The sequence below is a fragment of the Pseudoalteromonas sp. MB41 genome (genome assembly GCF_020966275.1).
GTDB lineage: Bacteria > Pseudomonadota > Gammaproteobacteria > Enterobacterales > Alteromonadaceae > Pseudoalteromonas > Pseudoalteromonas lipolytica.
In genome coordinates, this window is record NZ_JAJJZF010000005.1 from 15,509 (window position 1) to 37,849 (window position 22,341).

Annotated in this window: 27 protein-coding genes; 18 read left to right on the top strand and 9 right to left on the bottom strand. The window is 39.2% G+C overall.

The window, feature by feature from the left end; genetic code table 11:
- The first annotated feature begins 144 nt into the window (after positions 1–144).
- From LPA49_RS07565 to LPA49_RS07580, 4 genes are all read left to right on the top strand, one after another.
- The gene (locus LPA49_RS07565) at positions 145–396 is read left to right on the top strand and encodes a hypothetical protein (RefSeq protein WP_230236255.1); all 252 of its coding nucleotides are present in this window, start codon (positions 145–147) and stop codon (positions 394–396) included.
- A 19-nt stretch (positions 397–415) separates the two neighbouring features.
- Complete coding sequence (locus LPA49_RS07570; RefSeq protein WP_230236257.1) at positions 416–649, top strand: methyl-accepting chemotaxis protein; 234 nt, start codon at positions 416–418, stop codon at positions 647–649.
- Between the two features lie 429 nt (positions 650–1,078).
- A complete protein-coding gene (locus tag LPA49_RS07575) occupies positions 1,079–2,620 on the top strand; it encodes an EAL domain-containing protein (protein ID WP_230236259.1) in 1,542 nt (513 codons plus the stop codon).
- Between the two features lie 293 nt (positions 2,621–2,913).
- Complete coding sequence (locus tag LPA49_RS07580; RefSeq protein ID WP_065979092.1) at positions 2,914–3,294, top strand: VOC family protein; 381 nt, start codon at positions 2,914–2,916, stop codon at positions 3,292–3,294.
- Positions 3,295–3,355: 61 nt separating this feature from the next.
- Here LPA49_RS07580 and LPA49_RS07585 read toward each other — a convergent pair whose 3' ends face one another.
- Positions 3,356–4,162, bottom strand: coding sequence for an ion transporter (locus LPA49_RS07585; RefSeq protein ID WP_174403887.1), 807 nt, complete (start codon positions 4,160–4,162; stop codon positions 3,356–3,358).
- Between the two features lie 89 nt (positions 4,163–4,251).
- Between LPA49_RS07585 and LPA49_RS07590 the strand changes: the two genes are divergently transcribed.
- The 7 genes from LPA49_RS07590 to LPA49_RS07620 all read left to right on the top strand — a co-directional run bounded on the left by LPA49_RS07590 (position 4,252) and on the right by LPA49_RS07620 (position 7,346).
- The gene (locus LPA49_RS07590; RefSeq protein ID WP_036971843.1) at positions 4,252–4,458 is read left to right on the top strand and encodes a hypothetical protein; all 207 of its coding nucleotides are present in this window, start codon (positions 4,252–4,254) and stop codon (positions 4,456–4,458) included.
- Positions 4,451–4,723 (top strand): hypothetical protein, encoded by a 273-nt coding sequence (locus LPA49_RS07595; RefSeq protein WP_036971841.1) that lies wholly within the window; start codon positions 4,451–4,453, stop codon positions 4,721–4,723. The genes LPA49_RS07590 and LPA49_RS07595 overlap by 8 nt, the downstream gene beginning before the upstream one ends.
- Before the next feature lie 2 nt (positions 4,724–4,725).
- Positions 4,726–5,175, top strand: coding sequence for a hypothetical protein (locus LPA49_RS07600; protein ID WP_036971839.1), 450 nt, complete (start codon positions 4,726–4,728; stop codon positions 5,173–5,175).
- Between the two features lie 59 nt (positions 5,176–5,234).
- Positions 5,235–5,429, top strand: coding sequence for a YwbE family protein (locus LPA49_RS07605; RefSeq protein WP_036971837.1), 195 nt, complete (start codon positions 5,235–5,237; stop codon positions 5,427–5,429).
- Positions 5,426–5,953 (top strand): DUF4240 domain-containing protein, encoded by a 528-nt coding sequence (locus tag LPA49_RS07610; protein ID WP_230236260.1) that lies wholly within the window; start codon positions 5,426–5,428, stop codon positions 5,951–5,953. The genes LPA49_RS07605 and LPA49_RS07610 overlap by 4 nt, the downstream gene beginning before the upstream one ends.
- A gap of 538 nt (positions 5,954–6,491) precedes the next feature.
- Complete coding sequence (locus LPA49_RS07615; protein ID WP_217195047.1) at positions 6,492–6,908, top strand: DUF805 domain-containing protein; 417 nt, start codon at positions 6,492–6,494, stop codon at positions 6,906–6,908.
- Positions 6,909–6,959: 51 nt separating this feature from the next.
- Entirely contained in the window at positions 6,960–7,346 is a 387-nt protein-coding gene (locus LPA49_RS07620; RefSeq protein ID WP_075593304.1) for a DoxX-like family protein, read from the top strand.
- A gap of 8 nt (positions 7,347–7,354) precedes the next feature.
- Here LPA49_RS07620 and LPA49_RS07625 read toward each other — a convergent pair whose 3' ends face one another.
- A complete protein-coding gene (locus LPA49_RS07625) occupies positions 7,355–8,251 on the bottom strand; it encodes a LysR family transcriptional regulator (RefSeq protein ID WP_230236262.1) in 897 nt (298 codons plus the stop codon).
- A 119-nt stretch (positions 8,252–8,370) separates the two neighbouring features.
- Here LPA49_RS07625 and hutH point away from each other — a divergent pair, with 119 nt between their 5' ends.
- The gene (hutH, locus tag LPA49_RS07630) at positions 8,371–9,864 is read left to right on the top strand and encodes a histidine ammonia-lyase (RefSeq protein ID WP_065979097.1); all 1,494 of its coding nucleotides are present in this window, start codon (positions 8,371–8,373) and stop codon (positions 9,862–9,864) included.
- Positions 9,865–9,875: 11 nt separating this feature from the next.
- Positions 9,876–11,876 carry a urocanate hydratase gene (locus LPA49_RS07635; protein WP_230236264.1) on the top strand — a complete coding sequence of 667 codons (2,001 nt, stop codon included), beginning with the start codon at positions 9,876–9,878 and terminating at the stop codon, positions 11,874–11,876.
- Positions 11,877–12,385: 509 nt separating this feature from the next.
- Here LPA49_RS07635 and LPA49_RS07640 read toward each other — a convergent pair.
- Together LPA49_RS07640 and LPA49_RS07645 are read right to left on the bottom strand one after the other, a co-directional pair.
- A complete protein-coding gene (locus tag LPA49_RS07640) occupies positions 12,386–12,760 on the bottom strand; it encodes a hypothetical protein (RefSeq protein WP_230236266.1) in 375 nt (124 codons plus the stop codon).
- Between the two features lie 57 nt (positions 12,761–12,817).
- Positions 12,818–13,189 carry a hypothetical protein gene (locus tag LPA49_RS07645; RefSeq protein ID WP_230236267.1) on the bottom strand — a complete coding sequence of 124 codons (372 nt, stop codon included), beginning with the start codon at positions 13,187–13,189 and terminating at the stop codon, positions 12,818–12,820.
- Between the two features lie 382 nt (positions 13,190–13,571).
- Here LPA49_RS07645 and LPA49_RS07650 point away from each other — a divergent pair, with 382 nt between their 5' ends.
- From LPA49_RS07650 to LPA49_RS07660, 3 genes are all read left to right on the top strand, one after another.
- Positions 13,572–13,982: a GFA family protein gene (locus tag LPA49_RS07650; RefSeq protein ID WP_036971822.1), complete on the top strand. Its 411-nt coding sequence runs from the start codon at positions 13,572–13,574 to the stop codon at positions 13,980–13,982.
- Between the two features lie 149 nt (positions 13,983–14,131).
- Entirely contained in the window at positions 14,132–14,944 is an 813-nt protein-coding gene (locus LPA49_RS07655; protein WP_230236269.1) for a helix-turn-helix transcriptional regulator, read from the top strand.
- A 75-nt stretch (positions 14,945–15,019) separates the two neighbouring features.
- Positions 15,020–15,577, top strand: coding sequence for a YbhB/YbcL family Raf kinase inhibitor-like protein (locus LPA49_RS07660; protein WP_230236271.1), 558 nt, complete (start codon positions 15,020–15,022; stop codon positions 15,575–15,577).
- Between the two features lie 683 nt (positions 15,578–16,260).
- Here the strand turns inward: LPA49_RS07660 and LPA49_RS07665 are convergent.
- Positions 16,261–16,692: a hypothetical protein gene (locus tag LPA49_RS07665; protein WP_036972851.1), complete on the bottom strand. Its 432-nt coding sequence runs from the start codon at positions 16,690–16,692 to the stop codon at positions 16,261–16,263.
- Positions 16,693–16,877: 185 nt separating this feature from the next.
- Between LPA49_RS07665 and LPA49_RS07670 the strand changes: the two genes are divergently transcribed.
- Together LPA49_RS07670 and LPA49_RS07675 are read left to right on the top strand one after the other, a co-directional pair.
- Positions 16,878–17,333 (top strand): hypothetical protein, encoded by a 456-nt coding sequence (locus LPA49_RS07670; protein WP_230236273.1) that lies wholly within the window; start codon positions 16,878–16,880, stop codon positions 17,331–17,333.
- 62 nt (positions 17,334–17,395) lie between these two features.
- A complete protein-coding gene (locus tag LPA49_RS07675) occupies positions 17,396–17,872 on the top strand; it encodes a mechanosensitive ion channel family protein (RefSeq protein WP_230236275.1) in 477 nt (158 codons plus the stop codon).
- 42 nt (positions 17,873–17,914) lie between these two features.
- On the opposite strand, the gene LPA49_RS07680 is transcribed toward LPA49_RS07675, so the two are convergent.
- The 4 genes from LPA49_RS07680 to LPA49_RS07695 all read right to left on the bottom strand — a co-directional run bounded on the left by LPA49_RS07680 (position 17,915) and on the right by LPA49_RS07695 (position 22,107).
- Complete coding sequence (locus LPA49_RS07680; protein ID WP_036972845.1) at positions 17,915–18,340, bottom strand: AraC family transcriptional regulator; 426 nt, start codon at positions 18,338–18,340, stop codon at positions 17,915–17,917.
- 473 nt (positions 18,341–18,813) lie between these two features.
- The gene (gene bfr, locus LPA49_RS07685; protein WP_036972843.1) at positions 18,814–19,278 is read right to left on the bottom strand and encodes a bacterioferritin; all 465 of its coding nucleotides are present in this window, start codon (positions 19,276–19,278) and stop codon (positions 18,814–18,816) included.
- Between the two features lie 12 nt (positions 19,279–19,290).
- The gene (bfr, locus tag LPA49_RS07690; RefSeq protein WP_230236277.1) at positions 19,291–19,764 is read right to left on the bottom strand and encodes a bacterioferritin; all 474 of its coding nucleotides are present in this window, start codon (positions 19,762–19,764) and stop codon (positions 19,291–19,293) included.
- 207 nt (positions 19,765–19,971) lie between these two features.
- Positions 19,972–22,107, bottom strand: coding sequence for a TonB-dependent receptor (locus tag LPA49_RS07695; protein WP_230236279.1), 2,136 nt, complete (start codon positions 22,105–22,107; stop codon positions 19,972–19,974).
- Between the last annotated feature and the right edge of the window lie 234 nt (positions 22,108–22,341).

Below are 22,341 nucleotides of genomic sequence, written 5' to 3' on the forward strand. Positions count from 1 at the left end.
TCAACCTATTGTCATATCATAAATAAATTAAAGACTTGAACGACTTGCCTACCCAACTTTGTGCCTAATAAATTTCCAACTATTTATTTGCTCAATTGCAACCACCTCACTATATTTTCGTAAGTACTTAGTTGGAAGTCTACAATGAACACTTCGTCACAAGCCTCGCAACTATCTGATTCTACATCACATCAACAACAAGCTCTTGAAATGGCAGCGACTGCAATTAATGAAATGGCTGCGACAGCCAATGAGGTCTCCGCAAGTTGTGCGAATGCCGCAGAGCTTGCAACGCAAACACAGCATGCTTCTGAGCTTGGACAAAATGTCATTTCAGAAACTGTAGAGAGTGTTGTGTCGCTTTCTACTGGCGACTCAAGATATCACTCAGCTTGATGCTGAAAGTGAAAATATCATGTCGATTATCAGTGTCATAAGAGGCATTGCTGAGCAAACAAACTTATTAGCACTGAATGCTGCAATAGAGGCTGCTCGAGCGGGCGATCACGGTCGTGGATTTGCTGTGGTTGCTGATGAGGTTCGTGCGCTGTCGCAAAGAACGTCTGAGTCAACGGAGGAAATAGCAACCCAACTTAGTACGCTTCGCAAAATGTCTGACCAAGTATCCAAAGAAATGGCCGCAAGTTGAAACCGCACTCATAAAACCGTTGAGCTTGCACATTCTGCGCAACAGCAGTTTAGCGAGATCACATCGTCTATTGTCAATATTAGTGACCTTAACACACAAATAGCGACTGCAGCCGAGGAGCAGCAGCATGTAGCAGAAGACATAAACCGCAATGTTGTCGAAATTAAAAATGCGGCAGACGATGTAAGTGACATTGCACAGAGTGCGCGTCAAAATGGTGAAAGACTTAATCAGCTGTCTCATTTACTTACAGACTTAGTGGGTAAATTTAAGGTATGAGGTGCAACAGCCTAATGTTGTCTTTTCTGATTCATCTCGGGGTTTAGTAGGTAGTTACACTTACTCTGTTTCCATTTTATTACTTTTTATTGATTTGGTAATACATAAAGGCTAATTTGAGCTTTAGACTGTAAAGCGTATAAGTTAAATATGACGAGAAAAATACTAAAATCAGCTCAAAATAATCAAGCACTCTATATTATTTGTTTAATGCTTTTTCTCGTTGTTGCTTTTCACCTTTTGGTTAGTTATCTACAAGTCAGCTATCAAAAGGAATTTTCGCAATCTTTGTTATCAAAAGCTGAAGACATATCAAGCGATTTAGTCTCTTCTATTCAGGAGGCTTCATCATTATCTCCTCTTGAGTGTGATGCCCAGACAATCAATGAGTTGCGCATTATTCTTTCTAAACATGAATATACGCATGACTTAGGTTTGATTTTTAATAATAAAGTTAATTGCTCAGCAAATTGGGGACTTCTTGCTAATTCAACGCCACTTGACGGTGTTTTGTATCATTCTCCATCGGGCTACTATTTTGCTTCTCAAGTTGCGAATATTTTTCCTGTTGCAGCGAAATATGACATTACAAATAAAGGGAGTGTAATTGCCTTTACAATTAATGCCCCTTTTATAAATTTTGATCAATTAAATAAAAATTTTTCATATAAAATTATTTCAAAGAATAGAAAATACACCTTTCATAACTATGCGTCACACTTCCAGTTTAAGACAGATACATTGCTTAAACCGCAAGTGGTAGAAACTTGTAGCACTCAATTCCAATACTGCATTGAGACATACAATAACCGGCCTGGTTTACTGTATTTCCCTTTTTACATTTCTGCTCTTTTAATCGGTTTAATTGGGTTTATTAGCTTTTTAATTGCTTACTCAATTTGTTCATATTTAGATAAAAGCCACTCAATGGAATTTAGGTTTCGTAAAGCCATTGAAAACGAAGAATTATATTTGGAGTATCAGCCAATACTCGAGCTGAAAAGTAACAAAATTATTGGTGTAGAAAGTTTGATAAGGTGGAAAGATTCTGTTTACGGTAATGTTTCGCCCGAGCTTTTTTTAGGTATTGCAGAGCAGCTAAGTTTGTATCCAACTCTTGCGTATAACTCGGTCAAAAAAGCGCTTAATGAACTTTCGCCAGTTTTACGTGCTGATTCTGATTTCAGCGTGGCAATCAACATTAACGCCTATGAAATTCAAACAAAAGAGTATTTAGATTATTTATATGATTTATGCACTGAAAATAAAATAAAACCACAGCAAATCAAAATTGAAATCACCGAGCGAATAGAGCTTCCATTGGACGAATTGTCATGTTTTGCTTCGAAAGCTAAAACATACGGCTTCTCTATTTCTCTTGATGATTTTGGAACAGGAGTTTCAAACCTAGTGTGGTTAACCGAAATCAATTTTGATGTGATCAAAATAGACAAGGTTTTCACTCAATCAATATCTGATGAGTTGAAGCAAGAAATGTTGTTAGCCATTATGTCATTAATAACAAACCTAAACCGCACTGTTATTTTTGAGGGGGTTGAGACAGTTGAAGAATATAACTTTATTAAAAATTACAATGACGACTATCAGGTTCAAGGCCAAGGTTGGTACTTTTACAAGTCGTTGCCTTTAACTGAGTTATTGCATGTATTAGGCCAGCAAGGTGGCGATTAAAATACGTATAAAAATACATATAATCATCATTGCCCTTGTTGGTTATCACTTATGGCGGGTGCACGGCCCTTTTTGTATAAACAGAAATAGAACGTTTATTCAGTTTTAAATGGCAAGGGGAAAACCCTTTTGAGCGCTTCATGATGCCTTACAGTATGACTCACAGCTGCCCACTCGAATATGAAAGCTGTGAGCTTATCAGTTATTTAATACGTTATTCACGCTTATCTTTTGCTTATTTAGTTATTCGGGATATGCTGGCACAACGAAATCTAATTAATCAGAAGTAGCAAATGAAGCTTAATCAAGTCACGTTACCAGTAAAAAACATGAATGAGGCGGTGGCTTTTTATTTAACTCTTGGTTTTATTCAAATTGTAGATACACCTCACTACGCGCGTTTTAAATGTACCAATGGAGACGCGACATTTTCGCTGTCGTTAGAAAGCGGGGACTTTAAGAGTCATGCTGTTATCTATTTTGAAGAAGAACATCTTGATGCTCTTTACTCGAGCCTTGTTAAAAAGGGAATTACTTTTGAACAACCGCCAACAGCGCAGCGCTACTTATGGACAGAAGCTATTTTGAAAGACCCTTCAGGTAACAAAATTAAACTGTATTGGGCAGGTGAAAACCGCTTGAATCCACCATGGAAAGTGGAAAAACGTGGATAAAATAAAGGCGCTAGGTTTTGCACTCTAGCGCCTCATAACTAAAAACTGTTAAATAAAAAAGTTATTTTCTTTCTTTAAGTAATTGTTTTAGCTCTGCCATTTCAGCTTGTAATTGAACAATTTGGCCTTTTGTGGCGGGCATGTCATCGTCGCTCGTTTGTTCTTCACGTGCATTACGGTGCTCTTCAGACATGACTTCTAAAATGGCACCGACCATCATATTTAAGAATACGAATGCAGTTAAGAATATAAACGTTAAGTAGAAAATCCAGCTTAGTTTATACACCGCCATGGTTTCATACATTACGTCGGTCCAGTCTTCAAAGGTGGCAATACGAAATAGAGTTAGCATTGAAATTGACACATCGCCCCACAAAACAGGGTTAATATCGGCAAATAACATGCTACCCATTGCGGCATATATGTAGAAGATAACGAACATTAACAAGGCGATATAGCCCATTTGCGGTATGGCTTTTAATAGCGAATTAACCAACAATCGCAGCTCTGGGATCATCGACACTAATCGCAAAACGCGGAAAATACGTAACAGCCTTGCGATGAAAATAGTTGACCCCGCAGCAGGATAAAGGCTTCCGACGACGATGATAAAATCGAAAATATTCCAGCCTTTTGTAAAAAAGTCTTTTATGCCACGGCTGGCAATAAAGCGGATCACAAGCTCAATCAGAAAGAAGACAGTGATCCCCATGTCCATCCAGTGCAAGGCAATTTCTGCGGTTGGATGTAACGAGTACGTGTGCGCGCCAACAGTTAACGCCGAAATAACAATGACCGCGATAACAAATGATTGAAAAATTTTACTTTTATCGATACGCTGAAACAGCTCTTGTAACTGCGACAACATCATAGATGACCCTTTGGTAATAAGATTTTAAACCCACGCAATATACAGTAAAACACAGTGCCAATGTATAACTTAAGAAAGGAAATTTAATGTTTTTTAACGCTTTAAAGTTTGTGGCTTTAGCAGCCTTATTCGTTATGCTGAGTGCATGTAGCTCTGATGCACGGTATCACGAAATTCAATCGGCCCGTTTAAATGAATGCAATTACTTAGCAGATAAAGAGTATCACGAGTGTGTAAAACGCCAAGAAGACAGTTACGAAGAATTTAAAAAACAACAAGTTGAAAATGACTAAAACCGAAAAACGCCTTGATAAAGCCATTCGTGTTGCGTTAACTCACGCGTGTGAGCAAGCTAAAGAGACAGTCAGTGAGTTTTTATGGCTAACTCATACCGCTGACTTAAAAAAACTGCCTCAATCACTTAAAATAAAGTGTTTTTTCAATACGTTGCCAATTAACGAAAATCAAAAGCAACTGATAGTAAACTTAATTATTGATGAACTTAATACGATAGATATAACTATAAACGCGAAGGCAATTTCATTTTTAAAGGAATAAATATGTTTTTGAATTTAACGGCGAAGCACATGTTATCTTTGAATTCAGTACTGTCTGTGTTGTTTTTAGGCGTGGGTGTTTTTGGCATACTGTCTGACGACGCGTTGCCGTTTCCATCATTTAGCGCTTTTGTTGCTGCCGTTTTTTTTGCTCTGCAAGCCGTTCGCTCAACAGATAAATTTGCTGCAAAAACCGCACTGAGTAACACGCTAATTGCAACAAATACTCACCTTAAAGTAACGCAGTTTTATTACAGCTCGAAAGAGCAGTTGCTTGAATTAAACCGAATTACTGAGTTTAAAGTCGCCGATAATTACTTAGCGGTCATTCTTGATAGAAATGGTCAAGGCTATGATTTTCAACTTAAAGGAAAATCAGACGCTATAATCGAAAGACTTAACGATATCATTCCCCGTCAAGCGCTTAAAAACACGTCAATCACACGGGTTTAGTTTGGTAACTGCGCCACAAATAGCTATAATCGGCAAAAATTAATGAAAGAGACTTTGCTATGGCAGTGCCTACGCGTTCACAAATTTCTATTGGTTGTGAAGTGAATATTGTATTAAAGCAAGATCAACGAACAGGTCAGTTAACCCAAGGTGTGGTGTCACGTATTTTGACAAAATCACCTAACCATCCACACGGCATAAAAGTGCAGTTAGACGATGGTCAAGTAGGTCGTGTAAAAGAGATTTTATCATGAGTGTGTTAACCGAAGCTGAGTTTTGGCAGTTAGTTACCGCAGAAGATAAAACCGCGGAGCCTGAATCTGTATGTAATGCATTAAAAGCAAAGCTAACTGACTTATCTGATGAACAGCTGATGGAATTTGATAAGCAGTTTAGTCTTCGCATGCGTAAAGCATACACATGGGACTTATTCGGTGCTGCCTTTGTAATGGCAGGTTGTAACGACGATTACGGATTTTCAGAGTTTTTATGTTGGCTGATTTCACGTGGCGAGCAGGTATTTATAAATGCCCTTGAAAACCCGGATTCAATCGCTGACTGTACACCGGTTTATCATTTAAATGAGCAACCTTACCCTTATTTAGATGAGTATGATCTTATCGCAGGTATGCTGTACGAAGAGCGAAATTATGATGAACTGCCGTTTATTCCATCGGGGCTTGAACAGCCAAAAGGCAAGCGCTTTAAAGATAAAGCCAAGTTTTTAAAACAAACCTACCCAAATCTATACGCAAAATACTGGCAACAACCAAGTTAATATAAAGCACCGTTCAGGTGCTTTTTAATGCTTCACATTTTATTGTTTCAAAGGTCACTTGCTTTTACTCCAACGCTTCAATAAGTTATTAAGTATTCGTAATAAAGAGATTACTGCTGTGCGACAAGCGTTTATTGAGCTGAAAAGTAGTTAGTTGAGAAACGAGTTAGCACCGGTGCTTACGCTATTGGTACTTTGCCAAAGTTTGAAGGTTATTGTATTTACGATGCTAAAACCCACTTTGAGGTTTTTTACTTTGAAAGAGGCTTAAAGTTTCAGCAAAAAACATTTATCGATGTTGAAGATGCTGTGGCATATTTTAAGGCAGAGTTAGTTTTAGACCCATTTTCGAAACGTTAATTAAATACCGTGCCTGCGGTAAAAGCTAAGAGCGAATAGCTAGTTGTAATTTTTTAGTACCTAAATAACCTAAATTTATGTTATGTTATTCGCGCTGAGTCTCGCTTAGTTAATGATTATAAATCAGCAGGGTAACCGTCGTGTTAGTTTGCTAAAACACAATTCAAAGGAAATGACAGTGTCAGAAAATGTTTATCAAGCCCCAGAATCAAACCTTGTTTCAACCTCTACAGAATCAACAACGTTAAGCATAAAAGAAATTTTATTCTCTTTTAGTGGTCGAATTCCGCGTAAAACGTATTGGTATGCGTTCTTAGGAGTAGTGGCTGCTACGTTTGTGATTATGTTTATTGCTGCACTACTTTCTGGTGCTAGTGAATCGGCCATAATGGTTATTTCGTTCATTATGTACATTCCCCTAATGTGGGTTTCACTCGCGATTCAAGTAAAACGTTGGCATGACCGTAATAAGTCAGGTTGGTGGGTCTTAATTGGTTTTATTCCGTTGATTGGACCAATTTGGGCACTCATTGAGAATGGCTTTTTAGCCGGTGATGAAACAGAAAACCGTTTTGGTAAGCCAACTGTTTTATAAGTCTTTGCAGTGTGCTCTAATGGCTAGAGCACACATAATTCAGCCTTTACGATGAACCATTTAACGACACTTCAAATTGCCCGCTTTATTATCAGCTTTAGTTGGTTTTACCATGGGTTGTTTCCAAAACTTGTGCATATTTCGCCTCTTGAGCAGCAGATGACAGGTAGTTTTGGTTTTAATCCTGAAATTTCAAGTTTGATTACACGTGCAGCAGGTGTTGGTGAAATCATCTTTGCTGTGCTTTTTTTTATTTTCTATCGCTCTATTTTAATCAATGTATTAAACATATTGGCGCTAATTGGCTTAATGTTATTTGTTGCCATTTTACAGCCCTCGCTTTTAATTGAAGCCTTTAATCCGGTAACCACAAACCTCGCAATTATCGCGTTTAGTGTTGTATTAATAAATGAGCTTAAAGGTACTCAACGTCAGTAATATTGTTATTAAGCTGTATAACAGTGTTTTATTTCTTCAACCATGGCGTTTGCAAGTGGCGAATTAGCGTTTGTTTTTGAGGTGATCAACACCACCGGAATATCATAATGGTACTTGGCTGGTTGAATAGCCTTAAACATACCTTTCTCTACCCAAAACTGCGCATAGTGATCGGGTAAATAACCAATAAACTCACCCGATAGAATCAAGTGGGCAATGCCTTCATCGTGATACGCCACCGCACTGTTTTGATAATTCAAACCGTCGTTACGGCTTTCTTTATCGCGCATATAGTTACTTGTGATTACTTCAGCCTCTTTTATTAGTTTATTAATGTGCCCGTCTTCGCAATCAAATAATGGGTGGCCTTTCGCACAATATAAAAAGTTGGTTTCGTTATGCAGGGGAGTGTAGTGTAAACCGCGAATATGATGGCGACTCACGCCAATGCCAACGAGTGAGCGACCATTAGCCACCGACGTTTCGACTTCTCGGGCTTCACATACATTAATATCAAACTGAATATTGTTACTCTTTCTTTTTAGTGTGGCTATAACGCGGGGGATCACACAGCGTGGGTCACTCACCATGGTATCTATCATGGCGATGCTTAAGCGCCCCGATAACTCATTTTTAGAACTGGCGACTGTATTGGCGAATGCTTCACATTGTTGTAAAAGCTCAATTGAAGCTTGATAAGTAATGGCGCCAGCATCGGTAATTTCAAACCCACTGCGGCCACGCTTACATAATTTAATGCCAAGCCTAACTTCTAAATCTGATAAATGAGCACTGATAGTTGAGCGGCCAATATTTAATCGCGACTCGGCCGCCGACAGCCCCCCACACTCTACAATTGCTACAAAAACGCGCAATAAGCGCAGGTCTACATCATGAACTTGCATGGTGATTCTTATAGTTCGATAAATCTGGAATGAATAACGATAATTATGCATTTGTAAAACATCTAGAGCAAGTTAGCATTGCATTAAATAAAACTAATCCTGTTCTTTAGGAGTTATAAATGACATTTAAGTACGGTATTGACCAGTTAACGTTAGACAGCGTTAATGCTATTGCAGCGGGTACGTTACAGGCAGAGCTTTGCCAAGAAGCGATTGATAAAATTAATAAAAGCCGCCAAAACGTAGATAAAATGGCTGCCTCTGATAAAGCCATTTATGGCATTAACACAGGTTTTGGCCCGTTATGTGATACGCAAATATCTCCAGAAGAAACTAACCTGTTACAAAAGAACTTATTAATTACTCATGCTGTCGGCGTGGGTGAGCCCATTGCTAAACCTATTTCAAAGCTAATGCTTATTACTAAAGTGCACGCACTAAGCCAAGGTTATTCAGGTATTCGTTTAGCGGTTGTAGAGCGCATGCTTAAGTTTATTGAGCTTGATATTATCCCGGTTGTGCCAGAGCAAGGCTCAGTGGGCGCATCAGGCGATTTAGCTCCGTTATCACACTTATTTTTACCCTTATTAGGCGAAGGTGAGTTTTGGATTGATGGTGATATTAAGCCGGCTGCAGAAGTACTCAAAGAGCATGGTTTAGAGCCAATGGAGTTACATGCTAAAGAAGGCTTAGCGCTTATCAATGGCACACAATTTATTTTATCGCATGCGATCACGGCACTCACAAAAATGGGTTACTTACTAGACCTTGCCGATATTGCAGGGGCGATGAGTATCGAAGGTATGCAGGGTAGCCAATCACCGTTTCGTGAAGAGCTTCATGCAATTCGTGCCTTTAAAGGCAATGTTGAAGTGGCAGCGCGTATGCGTCGCTTTTTCGAAGGCTCTGAAAACATGGCGTCACACACTAATTGTGACCGTGTTCAAGACCCATATTCATTGCGTTGTATTCCACAAGTGCATGGTGCTTCGCGAAACGCCTACAACCACTTAAAAGAACTTGCTGAAACAGAAATGAACTCAGTAACTGATAACCCAATAGTTATCAGCGAAGAAGAGGCTATTTCGGGTGGCGGTTTCCACGGTCAACCCCTTGCTATGGTATTAGATTACGCTTCAATTGCGGCGGCTGAGCTTGGTAATATTGCTGACCGCCGTTGTTATTTATTACTTGAGGGTTTACACGGTTTACCGCGCTTATTAACCTCATCTGGTGGTTTGAACTCAGGCATGATGATCCCACAATACGTGACAGCAGCATTGGTAACAGAAAACAAATCACTGTGTTTCCCACCATCGGCAGACAGTGTACCAACATCAATGGGCCAAGAAGACCACGTATCAATGGGCAGCATCTCGGGTCGTAAACTAAACCAGATTTTAGGAAACCTTGATAAAATTTTTGCAATTGAGCTGATGTATGCAGCGCAAGCTATCGAATTTAGACGCCCTAATAAGTGCTCAGATATCATAGAAGAAAACGTTGCAATTATTCGTAACAAAGTGGCTAAGTTAGAAGAAGATCGTTTACTAAAGCCTGATATTGATGCCATGGTTACACTGGTTAAATCGCAAGCGTTTAAAGTAAACTAAGGGAGCAGATAATGACTTTCCAAGAACAAATTAAACAAGGGATCCCACGCGTTTTACCTGAGCCTAAAGCTTATCCAAGCGATGCTAACCGCGCTCCAAAACGTAAAGACATTTTATCAGCAGACGAAAAGCAATTGGCTATTCGTAATGCATTGCGTTATTTCCCGAAAGAGTGGCACCAAGAGCTCGCCACTGAATTTGCACAAGAGCTAAAGCAATTTGGTCGCATTTACATGTATCGCTTTAAGCCTAATTATGAACTTAAAGCACGTTCAATTAGCGATTACCCAGCAAAGTGTGAACAAGCTGCCGCGATTATGCTTATGATCGACAACAACCTTGATCCTGCGGTTGCACAGCATCCAGAAGAGCTGATCACTTATGGTGGTAACGGTGCGGTATTCCAAAACTGGGCTCAGTACTTATTAACCATGAAGTACTTAAGCGAGATGGAAGAAGACCAAACGCTTCACATGTACTCAGGTCATCCGATGGGTTTATTCCCGTCTTCGGTTGAAGCACCGCGTGTTGTGGTTACCAACGGTATGATGATCCCGAACTATTCAAAACCTGATGATTGGGAAAAATTCAATGCACTGGGTGTAACGCAATATGGTCAAATGACCGCGGGTTCATTCATGTACATTGGCCCGCAAGGTATCGTTCACGGTACAACTATTACGGTGATGAATGCGTTCCGTAAAGTACTTGAAAAAGGCGAGTCACCAAAAGGTAAAATTTTCTTAACTGCTGGCTTAGGCGGCATGAGTGGTGCGCAGCCAAAAGCGGGTAATATTGCAAACTGTATTACAGTGTGTGCAGAGGTGAACCCGAAAGCGGCTACAAAACGTCACCAACAAGGTTGGGTTGATGAGCTAATCGATAACATGCCAGAACTTGTTGAACGCGTTCGCAGCGCGCAACAAAACGAAGAAGTAGTTTCAATTGCGTTCATTGGTAATATCGTTGATGTCTGGGAAAGCTTCTTAGCTGAAGATATTTTTGTTCACTTAGGCTCAGACCAAACATCACTGCATAACCCGTGGTCAGGCGGTTATTACCCAGTAGATATCAGCTACGAAGAATCAAACCGTTTAATTCGTGAAGAACCAGATGTATTTAAAGAAAAAGTACAAGCGACGCTTAAACGCCATGCTGATGCTATAAACAAACACACAGCAAAAGGCACATATTTCTTCGATTACGGTAATGCATTCTTGCTTGAAGCATCTCGTGCTGGTGGCGATGTGATGGCTGAAAATGGTATTGATTTTAAATACCCGTCGTATGTACAAGATATCCTTGGTCCAATGTGTTTTGACTATGGTTTTGGTCCATTCCGTTGGGTATGTACCTCTGGTAAGCCAGAAGATTTAGATAAAACTGATGCCATTGCTGCACAAGTCCTTGAAAAAATCATGGCTGAGTCACCAGAAGAAATTCAGCAGCAAATGCAAGACAACATCACTTGGATTAAAGACGCGAAGCAAAACAAACTGGTTGTCGGCTCGCAAGCACGTATCTTGTATGCGGATGCACAAGGCCGCGCAGATATTGCCAAAGCCTTTAACGATGCAATTAATCGTGGAGAAATTGGCCCTGTAGTTCTTGGCCGCGACCATCATGACGTAAGTGGTACTGATTCACCTTTCCGTGAAACATCAAACATTTATGATGGTAGCCGCTTCACAGCCGACATGGCCATTCATAACGTGATTGGTGATGGTTTCCGTGGTGCAACATGGGTATCAATCCATAATGGTGGCGGTGTAGGTTGGGGTGAAGTGATCAACGGTGGCTTTGGTATGCTACTTGATGGCTCTGAAGCCGCTGAACGTCGTTTAAAATCAATGTTACTGTTTGATGTTAATAACGGTATTGCACGTCGTAGTTGGGCGCGTAACGAAGAAGCCAACTTTGCGATTAAGCGTGAAATGGCACGTACACCAAAACTGAAGGTGACGTTATCGAATAACGTTGATGACGAGATTTTATCGAACTTAGATTTTTAAGTTGTGTCAATTCAAAAAGGCCATGTTGCACACGTAACATGGCCTTTTTTATTTTTAAACTGAACGTGTTGTATCTTTCTTGTATGGAAACAGAAGCGTAATTATTGATGGAAAAATAAAGCCTTTTAAATATGAAAATACAGAAACGTCAGTGGGCGAGTTTGAAAAGTATGTAATGTATTGGGTAATAACTAAAATGAGTATACTAACCCACATACTGAACAAGGCGCATTTCTTCTTTAAAATGACTAAAAACAAGGAGATAACAATAACTACTCGCACCAAAGATTGAAAGTGAGTAAGTAATGAATAATCTGTCGGAGGATTTAAAAAATATAAGCTTGAAACTTTTGTTAAGTGGTAAGCTATTAACACTATTCCAAGGGCAAAAATAATGCCCATTCTAATTTTGATAGGTATGTTATTGATTGAGTTTAAGCTTTCTTTATTCATAATTTATTATTTCATTAAATTCATATTAGTAATATAGGGTGAGTGATTAAAGGTTTCTAAATTAATAAGCTTGTTAAACCTGATAATGCAACCAAGAAAAAAAGTGATGTTGAGGGAAACCGAAAAGGATTAATTTTTGCTTTGAGAGCAACGAGAAAGCTCAATATAGAAAAAGAGAAATTTAAGATACAAAGAAATACGATTAGCTCAATTTTGCCTGGAAAAAGTGCTACATATGCATAAGCTCCACCCATAATAAGTGTATACAGTGTCGTAATATGCCAACAGTAATAATTTAGCCATTTTGATGCTACAGGTAGGGTTTTATCAGCTAATAATGGAGCGGCAACTCTTGGTCCACCAATAAATGTATGAACATAAAACGTGATTACGCTCAAAATAGTTGCTTGCCATAAAAAATAAGCTTGCATATTCTTCTCCATTTTTATAGTTATGCAGTTTTTAATAGTTCCACTTTATAAAATCTTTTAGGCAAACCAAGGTAAAATACCAATTATGGTAAGGACTATCCAGCCGGGATGTTTTCCTTTAGTACCAATTAGCACTAATACAGCGCCACACACCATGGTAATAGAGACAATATTAATTAAAACCTCTGTGATAGATGAATTTGACGTTGACAATGAAAGCCATATTAAAATACTTGCCATCCCAAACCCAAAAATAGAAACGAGATGCCAAGTGGCCCATAAAATTCTAACCTGTCGCGTTTTTAGTAAGTCACCACCATGACTTGGAATGAGTTCGTTATTTCTTAGTTTTTGGAAAATAAGAATCTCACCTAAAACAGAATGTATTAGGCCGAGAAAAATAGCCAGATAACCTGCTGCTAATATCATTGCATTTTCCTCGTGCCTTATAGTTTGATGGCGATTTTTTATAAATTGCTTTATAACGTGTGGCTTTTTTATTTTTTTGTCAATTGTTTTAATTGATAAACGGGTACATATGAATTTTTATGTTTTATCTAAAATTAATTAAGTTCCCCTTTTTTATTCATGCTTATAAATTTTAACTTATTCATAAGTTATTAATTGAAATGCATTTTATGGTGGGGCTTAGTGAAATTAAGGTGGGTTCCTATTACTAAATATAACATGAAGAGTGTTGAATCTATCAGCCTAGTACATTCAGGCATAATTCGTTTTACTTGTTATTACCATTTAGGCACATTGTTGAACTCTTTATCTCGGGTTATGCTGGATCAAAAAGGAGGTGACTATGAGTAAAATATTAACGGGTGGCTGTTGCTGCGGTGAAGTGAGTTTTCAGGTAACTGACAATTTTAAGCGTTTTTTCTTTTGCCATTGCGAGCAATGCCGTAAATTATCTGGCACTGCACATGCTGCAAATTTATTTACCTCACCCGATGCCATCGAATGGCTGAAAGGTGAGCATAATATTACACGTTTTAACTACCCTGGTCGTGCGCTGTCACGTGCATTTTGTAAAACCTGTGGCTCTGCACTGCCATTTGAATCACAAGACAGCAGCTATCTTTTGGTGCCCGCTGGTAGCTTAAACGAAGAACCAAGCAAAGAGCTCGACGCACAAATATTCTGCGAAGAGCAAACCGAATGGCATAAAAATGGGTTAAATGGTAAAAAGCTGATTGGCTTTGGTCGAGATTAAGCTCATTTGATAAATACATAAAAGCATACTTACAGGTAAATAGTAAAGTTAGCGAGCTTAAAGGAAATAGGTAGCGTCTTAACGCCGAATTTTTATCTTAACGGCTGACGCTGTGCCTACGGGTATAAGGAAATAAAACACTTCAAATTATGAATGAATTAATAGAGATAGGTTTAAACACTGTAAAGCAACATCACTCTTTACCATTTTCGGTTTACTGTGCTAACGATGAACAGCATATTGTTAATGTGCCTATCGCTAACCCGTTACTCGTGGTTGTGCTATCTGGCTGCAAAAAGCTGATTGATACAGATGAACTTGATTGTAATGCAGGCGACTTTGTTTTTATGGCAAATACTCCGCATGTAGCGATGCGGAATATCCCGCAAAACGCAGGTTATATCGCTTTATTGATTGAGTTTGATTATGCTGATTTTGCGTGTTTGAAGTATCAAACTGGGCCAAAGAAAAAGTTTATAACAGGGCACGTCGATTCATTACTTAAAATGTCTTTAAAACAATTTATTGAATGGGCTGCATTAACGCCGCCGGACTTATGGCCAATAAGAAGGCAAGAGCTGTTGCAGATACTATTTTCACAGGGCTTTAAAGACTTAGGTTCAATTATCGAGCCGCCAACACTCACTCATAAAGTACATACTATCATCGCCAGTGATTTAACATGTGATTGGGATGCAAATAGTATTGCTGCAACTTTAGCAATGAGTGAATCAACACTAAGACGAAAATTAACAGCAGAAGACAGCAATTTTCAGGTAATTAAAGACAAAGCGCGTTTAAGTCACGGATTACACTTGATCCAAAGTAGCTCAGAATCAATAGGTGCTATTGCGCAGCAATGTGGTTTTTCGTCGCAATCTAGATTCACGGATAAATTTAAACTCTTGTTTAATACGACTCCAACCGCACTTCGTAAAACAATATTGAGCGAAGCAGGCTAATAATTGACAGTTTTGGTACTAATTTGATCTATCTTTGCTAGCTATTATGATTATTCTTAATAACTGGAGAATATTATGAAATTATCAACATTGAAAATTGTCACCCCTTTGTTTCTGCTATGTTTATCTGGCACGACATTCGCTGAGTCATTAACCCTAACAAGTAAAGATATTGCTCATGGTGATTTTATGAGTCGTGCGCAAGAGTTTAAAGGGTTTGGTTGTGGTGGTGAGAACCTATCACCACAACTTGCTTGGCAAAATGCTCCTCAAGGCACAGAAGCATTCGCATTGACGGTTTATGACCCAGATGCCCCTACAGGCAGTGGCTGGTGGCATTGGCAAGTTGTGAATATTCCTAAATCTGTATCAAGTTTAGCGAGCGGTGCGGGCAGTGCTGACAAAAACGCGATGCCGAAAGGGAGTGTGCAAATAACAAATGATTATGGTTTCAAAGGGTTCGGTGGTGCTTGCCCACCTGAAGGACATGGAGCTCACCGATATCAATTTACACTGCATGCATTATCACAAAAGATTGAGCTGCCAGAAAACGCATCAGGTGCATTAGCAGGGTATATGATTAATGCCTATTCGCTTGGTTCTGCAACAATTGAGGCGCTTTATAAGCGTTAATTTACAATGTATTGGAGCACAAGATTAAAGTTGCTAGCTACAAGTGAAAAGCTTGTAGGAGGCGTTTTAACGCCGAACATTTAAGGTTCACGGCTGAAGCCGTTCCTACGGAGTTGAGTGTGTAGGTCGGGCTTTAGCGCGGTTTATGAGAATAGAGTGCGACACTATGTAGGCCGCTATAAGTATGTAGGCCGCTGTAAGTGGCCTACATACAAAGCAGAACACTTTCGATGTAGGAGGCGTTTTAACGCCGAATTTTTAAGGTTCACGGCTGAAGCCGTTCCTACGGAGTTGAGTGTGTAGGTCGGGCTTTAGCGCGATTTATGAGAATAGAGTGCGACACTATGCAGGCTGCTATAAGTATATAGGCCGCTGTAAGTATGTAAGCCGCGGCGACCTACAAAGCAGAACACTTTCGATGTAGGCGGCGTTTTAACGCCGAACATTTAAGGTTCACGGCTGAAGCCGTTCCTACGGAGTTGAGTGTGTAGCTCGGGCTTTAGCGCGATTTATGAGAATAGAGTGCGACACTATGTAGGCCGCTATAAGTGGCGACCTACAAAGCAGAACACTTTCGATGTAGGAGGCGTTTTAACGCCGAATTTTTAAGGTTCACGGCTGAAGCCGTTCCTACATGAAAGCTTACATGTACTCGTTCGAACATGGTTGTCTCGCAAGTTGCACTAATCTTCTTTATTTGCCTTTTTCGCTAGAATTTCAACTTGTGCTTTATCTGTTACACCCGCCATGCTTAGTGCGGCACTGCCAACTGATTCGTAATTAAGCTCTATTTTATCAAGCTTAGCGTCGTTTTTATCAGGCAGACTTAAGCTTCGTGACGACATGCCTTTACTGAGAACACCTAAATTGTCGAACACTTTTTCTTCGCCGTCATTCATGATCACCTTAATACTTTTAAGGTTAACGGTGCCATGCGTGCATTTGACTTTTATATGACTATATCGGCTTTTAGTTAAAGGATTAACGGTGTCGGTTTCACTTTTAAAGCTGACCTTTTTTTCAGCAATTGATTTCCAATCATCGTCGCCTGCAACGCTCTGCAAGCTAAATAAACCGAAGAATAACGCAATAGAAAGTAACTTGATTAGTTTCATTAGAATCCCTCCAAAAATTATTATCACTCAAAGATATAGCACATATTTATTTAAAGTGCCTCTGGTTCATCTATAAAGTAGAGCTATTTTTGATTTTAATTCGTATGAAGCAATACAGTTATATTTTCACCAACCTTACACAGCATGCTATGCTTGTTTAGTGTGCATAAGCTTATGGATTTTCAATGAGATATTACTATTGTTTAGTGTTGTTCCTGTTCTCAAATTCACTTTTAGCAAGTGCGTTACTTGATGTTAAACCCAGTAATAAAACACAGTTTTTGTCATTGATAAAAGCGAAGCAAGGGGACTATGCTCTTGTATCTGGCAGTGATGAAGTATGCAAAAATGCACCGTTTACTTTGGTTAAACAGCCCACACAAGGCTTTACTTTAGGAAGCCTAATAGACTTTAGTGATTTACATAACGGTACACAAACGAAGAAAATTCCTGATTATTGCATCGTCACATCGAAACTCAAGTATTTCGTTAATGGCATAGTAAGAACTAATCGCTACAGTCGCTGTAATGATGAAAGTGACGAAGGGACGACCTTTGAAGATTTGCGCTTCGAGGATAACGATAAAATCACCTATACACTCAGCCAGCCTGCGGTTAGTTGTGTATTTGAAAAGCAATAATATGTTTTCTGGCAGGTTATTTAAGCCTATTATAGGCTTTTTGGCTGGAGCTAATTTACTCGATGACTAATCAATTCATTCAGGCATTTTTGGTGTTGGCTGTTTGTTTTATCGCTAGTTTGATTATTGACCGTGCGATAAAGCAGTTTCAACGTCGTTTTGACTCAACAGCACTTGAAACCTTCCGACTGATTTCGAACTCGCAGCGCGCTATTTTACTTTTTGTTGGCATTGTACTGGCTCTTTCTAAGTTAGGCTTCGATGTGGCTGCATTGGTTGCTGGGCTTGGTTTAACAGGTTTTGCACTTGGTTTTGCGCTAAAAGACGCAATTTCTAATTTGGTTGCTGGTGTGATGATTGTCCTTTATAAGCCGGTAAAACTTGGCAATTATATCGAAGTGAGTAATTCAAAAGGCACCGTAGTCGATTTAAATCTTCGTTATATAACTATTAAAGGTGAAGGGGCGATTCATTTAATTCCTAACTCATTAATTTTAATCAATAAAGTATCTATCATTGAGCAAAAAGACGCTTCATAAATAAACGCACCCATTACTTGGTGCGTAATATATCCTAAATTTCTAAGCGGCGCTATTAAGTCGCTTTTCTTTTGAACAATCACATCCTTGTTTAACCCGCTGTTTGTATCTATCAACTCTGTATACCGAGGGGGCTAAGCCAAACTGGCGTTTAAAGGCATTACAGAATGTCGCCGAATTACTAAATCCGCAGGATAGCGCAACCGCTTTAATAGACACTTTTTCCTCACAAAGCATGTTGCAAGCCAGAGTCAGTCTTTTCTTGGCAATGTAATCGCTATAAGTGGTGTTGAGATATCGTTTGAAATCCCGTTCTAACTTTTTCCTGTTAGGGTAATTAAGCGCCTCAGACAGCCAATTCATACTCATTTTATTACCTGCTTTAATACCTGTGTCGATTGTTTGATCTATACATTCTTTAAAATATTCACAAGAAGAAATGACAGCTCGCTTAGTTAAATCATTCATTATTAAACCTAGCTAATTATTCGAAGGGTGAATGTATCCTTTAAAGTGGTGTGCAATACCAATGTGCCGACATACTTGCTCGTCTTGAGGGAGTAAACCTAATGATCACCGCGTTAAATATGTTTTATCCATGATTAAATAAATACAAGAAGTAGAGCAAGTTAATCGCAATCGTTGTGAACGCTAAACAACATAATCATTGCGTTTATAAGCAATATGTTATGTTACAAACTCGCTCGATTAATTAAGTAAATTGATATTTTACGTCTAAAGCTCAGTGTCTTTATTGGATACAAGCTAATGTTAATAAAAATCATTATCAAGTTCACTGTTAAGCAGCTTTAAATTGCGACAAACCCAGTGATATCAGAATTTTCTGATAGGATTGCTTTAAATATATGCAACGATTTAGTTAGGTTAGGGGGGACTTAAGCAGAAAAAAGCAGCCGAGGCTGCTTTTTGATAGTTGCAAATTACATTTGAGATTGCAGGTAATTCTCAAGCCCTGCGGTTTTGATTAACTGTTGCTGTGTTTCAAGCCAGTCAATTTGCTCTTCTTGCTCATTTAAGATGTGATCAAGCGCTTCACGGCTGATGTAATCTTTTTTCTCTTCAGCAAGTTTAATTGCAGCTTTAAGATCAGGGAGTGAATCAAGCTCGAAGCTCATGTTTGCTTCAATCATTTCTTCAGAGTTTTCACCAATACGCAGACGACCAAGGTCTTGTAGATTTGGTAATCCTTCTAAAAACAAAATACGCTCAATTAAACGGTCGGCGTTTTTCATTTTTTGAATAGACACTTTATAGTCAGCTTTGTCTAATTTTGAAAAGCCAAAATCTTTAAACATACGCGCATGTAAAAAATATTGATTAATACCCACTAACTCATTTGCTAGTACTTTGTTTAGTGCAGCAATAACGCTTTTATCGCCTTTCATACGTGTAAACCTCTATTCGCCCATTTGAGATTGATGGTAGTTCTGGCTACCAATTTTGTCGATTAAACCAAGCTGCTGCTCTAACCAATAAACATGATCTTCTTCAGTATCGAATAATAGTTTTTCAAGTACTTCACGCGATTGATAGTCTTTTTCTTGCTCACAAATAGCAATGGCTTCTTTAACGCAATCAACCACTTCAAGTTCAAGAGTGAGATCGTTTTGCATCATGCTTTTAACGTCGGTACCAATTAATAAATCACGACGCTTGGTCATGTTTGGTATGCCTTCTAAAAATAGAATACGTTTGATTAACCAGTCAGCGTGATCTTTCTCTTCTTCCATTTCGTGGTTAAGGCGTTCGTACAGCTTGTTAAGGCCCCAATCATCGTACATACGTGAATGGATAAAGTATTGATCTATAGCGGCTAATTCGTTTGCGAGTAGTTTATTAAAACTATCAATGACTTTCTGGTTACCTTTCATCGTGCTGTCCTCAAAATTCAAGTTGCGATAATTGTAGTATATAAAAATAAGATTGCAAACTTTTTCCTTGTAAATCAGTTATTTACTATTGATTGTGATTCTCGTTTAAGTTTGCGTTAATGGTTGATAAATGAACAATTTATCGTTTTTATTTAAAAATAAAAAAAGCCCTTACGAAGAAGGGCTTAGTGTTTTATTAAGCGGCCGTTAAAAGCGATATGTCGCCCCTAATGTCACTGTTGTACCTAGGCCTTTTATGTTGTAACCACCGTACGTGTATGATTGCGCACGAGCAGTGTAGTAATCGTTATTAAATAGATTTTCAACACCCATGAAGGCTTGCCAGTTATGTGTAAACTTATAGCGGCCGCTCAAGTTGACAATATTGTAGCTGCTAATTGGACCTTGATCGCCCACATAATCACCGTCTGCATTAGGTTCAAAGCGCTTACGCGAGCCAACATACAAGTAACTTGCGCTTAATGACAGTTCGTCGTTAGGCGTCCAGTTTAAATTCGCAGTTCCTTTTGGTGGGCTAATTTGACGAGAACCTAAGTAAATATCGTCTTCAGTGTTTTTGCCTTCTACATAGCTGTAGGTTGCAACTAGCTTTAAGGTTGGGCTAATTGTGTAGTCAACAAGCGTTTCGTAACCCCAAATTTCTTGTGGTGCCCGAACGGGCTCATACACTCCGGTTGTCTCATTAAAACTGTTGGTCGTCCCAAACTCCGATGTACTTCGGTAGGCTGCAAATTCAAAACGAACATCATCAAACTGTGAGGTAAAACCAATTTCATAGTTGTCGATGATAGACGCTTCGGTTTGAATTAAACCAATATCATTAACGGTGGCTGCGCGTAACAAGCGGCCAATATCTGAAATGTCAGAACCTTGTGAGTAATTCGCAAATGGGCTGAAGGCCTCTAGCAAATTATATTTAATACCCACGTTATAGGTTGTTGCGTCATAGTCAATGGTGTCGCCTTTTACACTCAGCGGCACCGAACATTGTGTTGCAGAGCGACAAAGTTTTAATGTTTCGTAGTCATCGACGCTTAAGTCAATGCTTTCTTGACGCACACCGGCTTTAACAACTAAGTCGTTATTGATAACCCATTTAGTCTGTAAAAAGCCTGCAACACTGTTCATGTCCATTTCGGGGACCCAAATGCGGCCATCAACAAGGGGTTGTGATGTCACATCGTTTAAAGCATCTAAACCATAGATAAAGGTTGCTTCAATATTGTCAAAATCGACCAGGGTATTAAATGTCGCACGTGCTCCTTTTTTCTCTGAGCTGATTATTGACTGACCACCATCGTAGCCCTCATCTGGGTTCGCAAGGTTTGGCGAATAGAAGAATATGTTTTCGATATCCTGCATGTAGAGGTCGAGGGTCATTTGGGTATTATCAAACAAGGCGTAATCAGTGTATTTCAAGGTAATATTTTCGTTGCCTTCAGGGCCTTGTGGTTTACCTCGTTTTTGCAACTCTTTTGGCACATGTATCGCATAGGTTTTTTCGCCATCGTTAATATTACCAACGACATCACCGAGATCTGTTTTTTGCTGAGAACTGAAAAAGTTATAGCTAAATTGCAGTTGTTTCTGATCGTCAAAATCATACCCCAGTTTAGTGAAGTAGTTTTCGGTTACGGCATCAGACAAACCATATTGCAAGCCCAAAATGTCGCCTTCGGCGTCACGTTGTACCCCGTTTTCTTCATAACTGGCAGTAAATAAGTAGCTTAATTTATCAGCGCGGCCATTAATAGCTGCTGAGAGGCGTGCGCCTGCACTTTCTTCTAGTTTTACGGCACTAAAACGTGATGATAGGCTAATTTCACCTTCGGTTTTACCCTCACTTTGCGCTTGCTTGGTAATATAGTTAATTATACCGCCAGAAGCCCCATTGCCATAAATAGAGGTGGCGCCTTTAATAACTTCTATACGGGCTATTGCACTTGGATCAAGCGTTTTTATTCCTAAAGAACCATTACGCAGAGGTGTTGATTGTGGAACGCCGTCAATCATAACAAGTGGGGCGCGACCACGTAAACTTTGGCCTGTATTGCTTGAACTGCCTGTGTCAGGTGCAAGTCCGGGTACCATTTGTGACAGCAAACTTTGTAATTCTGGATTTACCTTTAAGTGCTCTTCAATTTCTCGTTGATTAATTATAGTTACAGAAGCAGGTACTTCATCAATGCTCTCAAAAACACGGCTACCAGAAACGACAACGTGCTCCATCTCTTCTGCTGTGAGTTTTTTATTGAGTGCATCATCAGCAAATGATTGGCTACTTATCACCAGTGCAATAAGGCTAAGCGATGTTTTTAACATGTTTGTCCTTGTTAAAAAAAGATAAATGAAATGAGTTATGGGGCGGCAGTGTAAATGTAAAGAACTGTAAAGGCAAGCTTAATGATAACTATTTGCAATAGTGTTGGAGGTTTAATCTCTACGATGTATGTAACATATTAGCGATAGAGCTTGTCGAATTAACGCGTATGTTGTGAATTGCTGCAATGAATTAAAGGGTCGTTTTAAGTCATTAGAGAGTAGTATTGGCTTGAA

Excerpts from the sequence above, each read along its gene's own strand:
- LPA49_RS07565 (WP_230236255.1), top strand. The coding sequence starts at position 145 with ATGAACACTTCGTCACAAGCCTCGCAACTATCTGATTCTACATCACAT.
- LPA49_RS07570 (WP_230236257.1), top strand. The coding sequence starts at position 416 with ATGTCGATTATCAGTGTCATAAGAGGCATTGCTGAGCAAACAAACTTA.
- LPA49_RS07575 (WP_230236259.1), top strand. The coding sequence starts at position 1,079 with ATGACGAGAAAAATACTAAAATCAGCTCAAAATAATCAAGCACTCTAT.
- LPA49_RS07580 (WP_065979092.1), top strand. The coding sequence starts at position 2,914 with ATGAAGCTTAATCAAGTCACGTTACCAGTAAAAAACATGAATGAGGCG.
- LPA49_RS07585 (WP_174403887.1), bottom strand. The coding sequence starts at position 4,162 with ATGTTGTCGCAGTTACAAGAGCTGTTTCAGCGTATCGATAAAAGTAAA.
- LPA49_RS07590 (WP_036971843.1), top strand. The coding sequence starts at position 4,252 with ATGTTTTTTAACGCTTTAAAGTTTGTGGCTTTAGCAGCCTTATTCGTT.
- LPA49_RS07595 (WP_036971841.1), top strand. The coding sequence starts at position 4,451 with ATGACTAAAACCGAAAAACGCCTTGATAAAGCCATTCGTGTTGCGTTA.
- LPA49_RS07600 (WP_036971839.1), top strand. The coding sequence starts at position 4,726 with ATGTTTTTGAATTTAACGGCGAAGCACATGTTATCTTTGAATTCAGTA.
- LPA49_RS07605 (WP_036971837.1), top strand. The coding sequence starts at position 5,235 with ATGGCAGTGCCTACGCGTTCACAAATTTCTATTGGTTGTGAAGTGAAT.
- LPA49_RS07610 (WP_230236260.1), top strand. The coding sequence starts at position 5,426 with ATGAGTGTGTTAACCGAAGCTGAGTTTTGGCAGTTAGTTACCGCAGAA.
- LPA49_RS07620 (WP_075593304.1), top strand. The coding sequence starts at position 6,960 with ATGAACCATTTAACGACACTTCAAATTGCCCGCTTTATTATCAGCTTT.
- LPA49_RS07625 (WP_230236262.1), bottom strand. The coding sequence starts at position 8,251 with ATGCAAGTTCATGATGTAGACCTGCGCTTATTGCGCGTTTTTGTAGCA.
- hutH (WP_065979097.1), top strand. The coding sequence starts at position 8,371 with ATGACATTTAAGTACGGTATTGACCAGTTAACGTTAGACAGCGTTAAT.
- LPA49_RS07635 (WP_230236264.1), top strand. The coding sequence starts at position 9,876 with ATGACTTTCCAAGAACAAATTAAACAAGGGATCCCACGCGTTTTACCT.
- LPA49_RS07640 (WP_230236266.1), bottom strand. The coding sequence starts at position 12,760 with ATGCAAGCTTATTTTTTATGGCAAGCAACTATTTTGAGCGTAATCACG.
- LPA49_RS07645 (WP_230236267.1), bottom strand. The coding sequence starts at position 13,189 with ATGATATTAGCAGCAGGTTATCTGGCTATTTTTCTCGGCCTAATACAT.
- LPA49_RS07650 (WP_036971822.1), top strand. The coding sequence starts at position 13,572 with ATGAGTAAAATATTAACGGGTGGCTGTTGCTGCGGTGAAGTGAGTTTT.
- LPA49_RS07655 (WP_230236269.1), top strand. The coding sequence starts at position 14,132 with ATGAATGAATTAATAGAGATAGGTTTAAACACTGTAAAGCAACATCAC.
- LPA49_RS07660 (WP_230236271.1), top strand. The coding sequence starts at position 15,020 with ATGAAATTATCAACATTGAAAATTGTCACCCCTTTGTTTCTGCTATGT.
- LPA49_RS07665 (WP_036972851.1), bottom strand. The coding sequence starts at position 16,692 with ATGAAACTAATCAAGTTACTTTCTATTGCGTTATTCTTCGGTTTATTT.
- LPA49_RS07670 (WP_230236273.1), top strand. The coding sequence starts at position 16,878 with ATGAGATATTACTATTGTTTAGTGTTGTTCCTGTTCTCAAATTCACTT.
- LPA49_RS07675 (WP_230236275.1), top strand. The coding sequence starts at position 17,396 with ATGACTAATCAATTCATTCAGGCATTTTTGGTGTTGGCTGTTTGTTTT.
- LPA49_RS07680 (WP_036972845.1), bottom strand. The coding sequence starts at position 18,340 with ATGAATGATTTAACTAAGCGAGCTGTCATTTCTTCTTGTGAATATTTT.
- bfr (WP_036972843.1), bottom strand. The coding sequence starts at position 19,278 with ATGAAAGGCGATAAAAGCGTTATTGCTGCACTAAACAAAGTACTAGCA.
- bfr (WP_230236277.1), bottom strand. The coding sequence starts at position 19,764 with ATGAAAGGTAACCAGAAAGTCATTGATAGTTTTAATAAACTACTCGCA.
- LPA49_RS07695 (WP_230236279.1), bottom strand. The coding sequence starts at position 22,107 with ATGTTAAAAACATCGCTTAGCCTTATTGCACTGGTGATAAGTAGCCAA.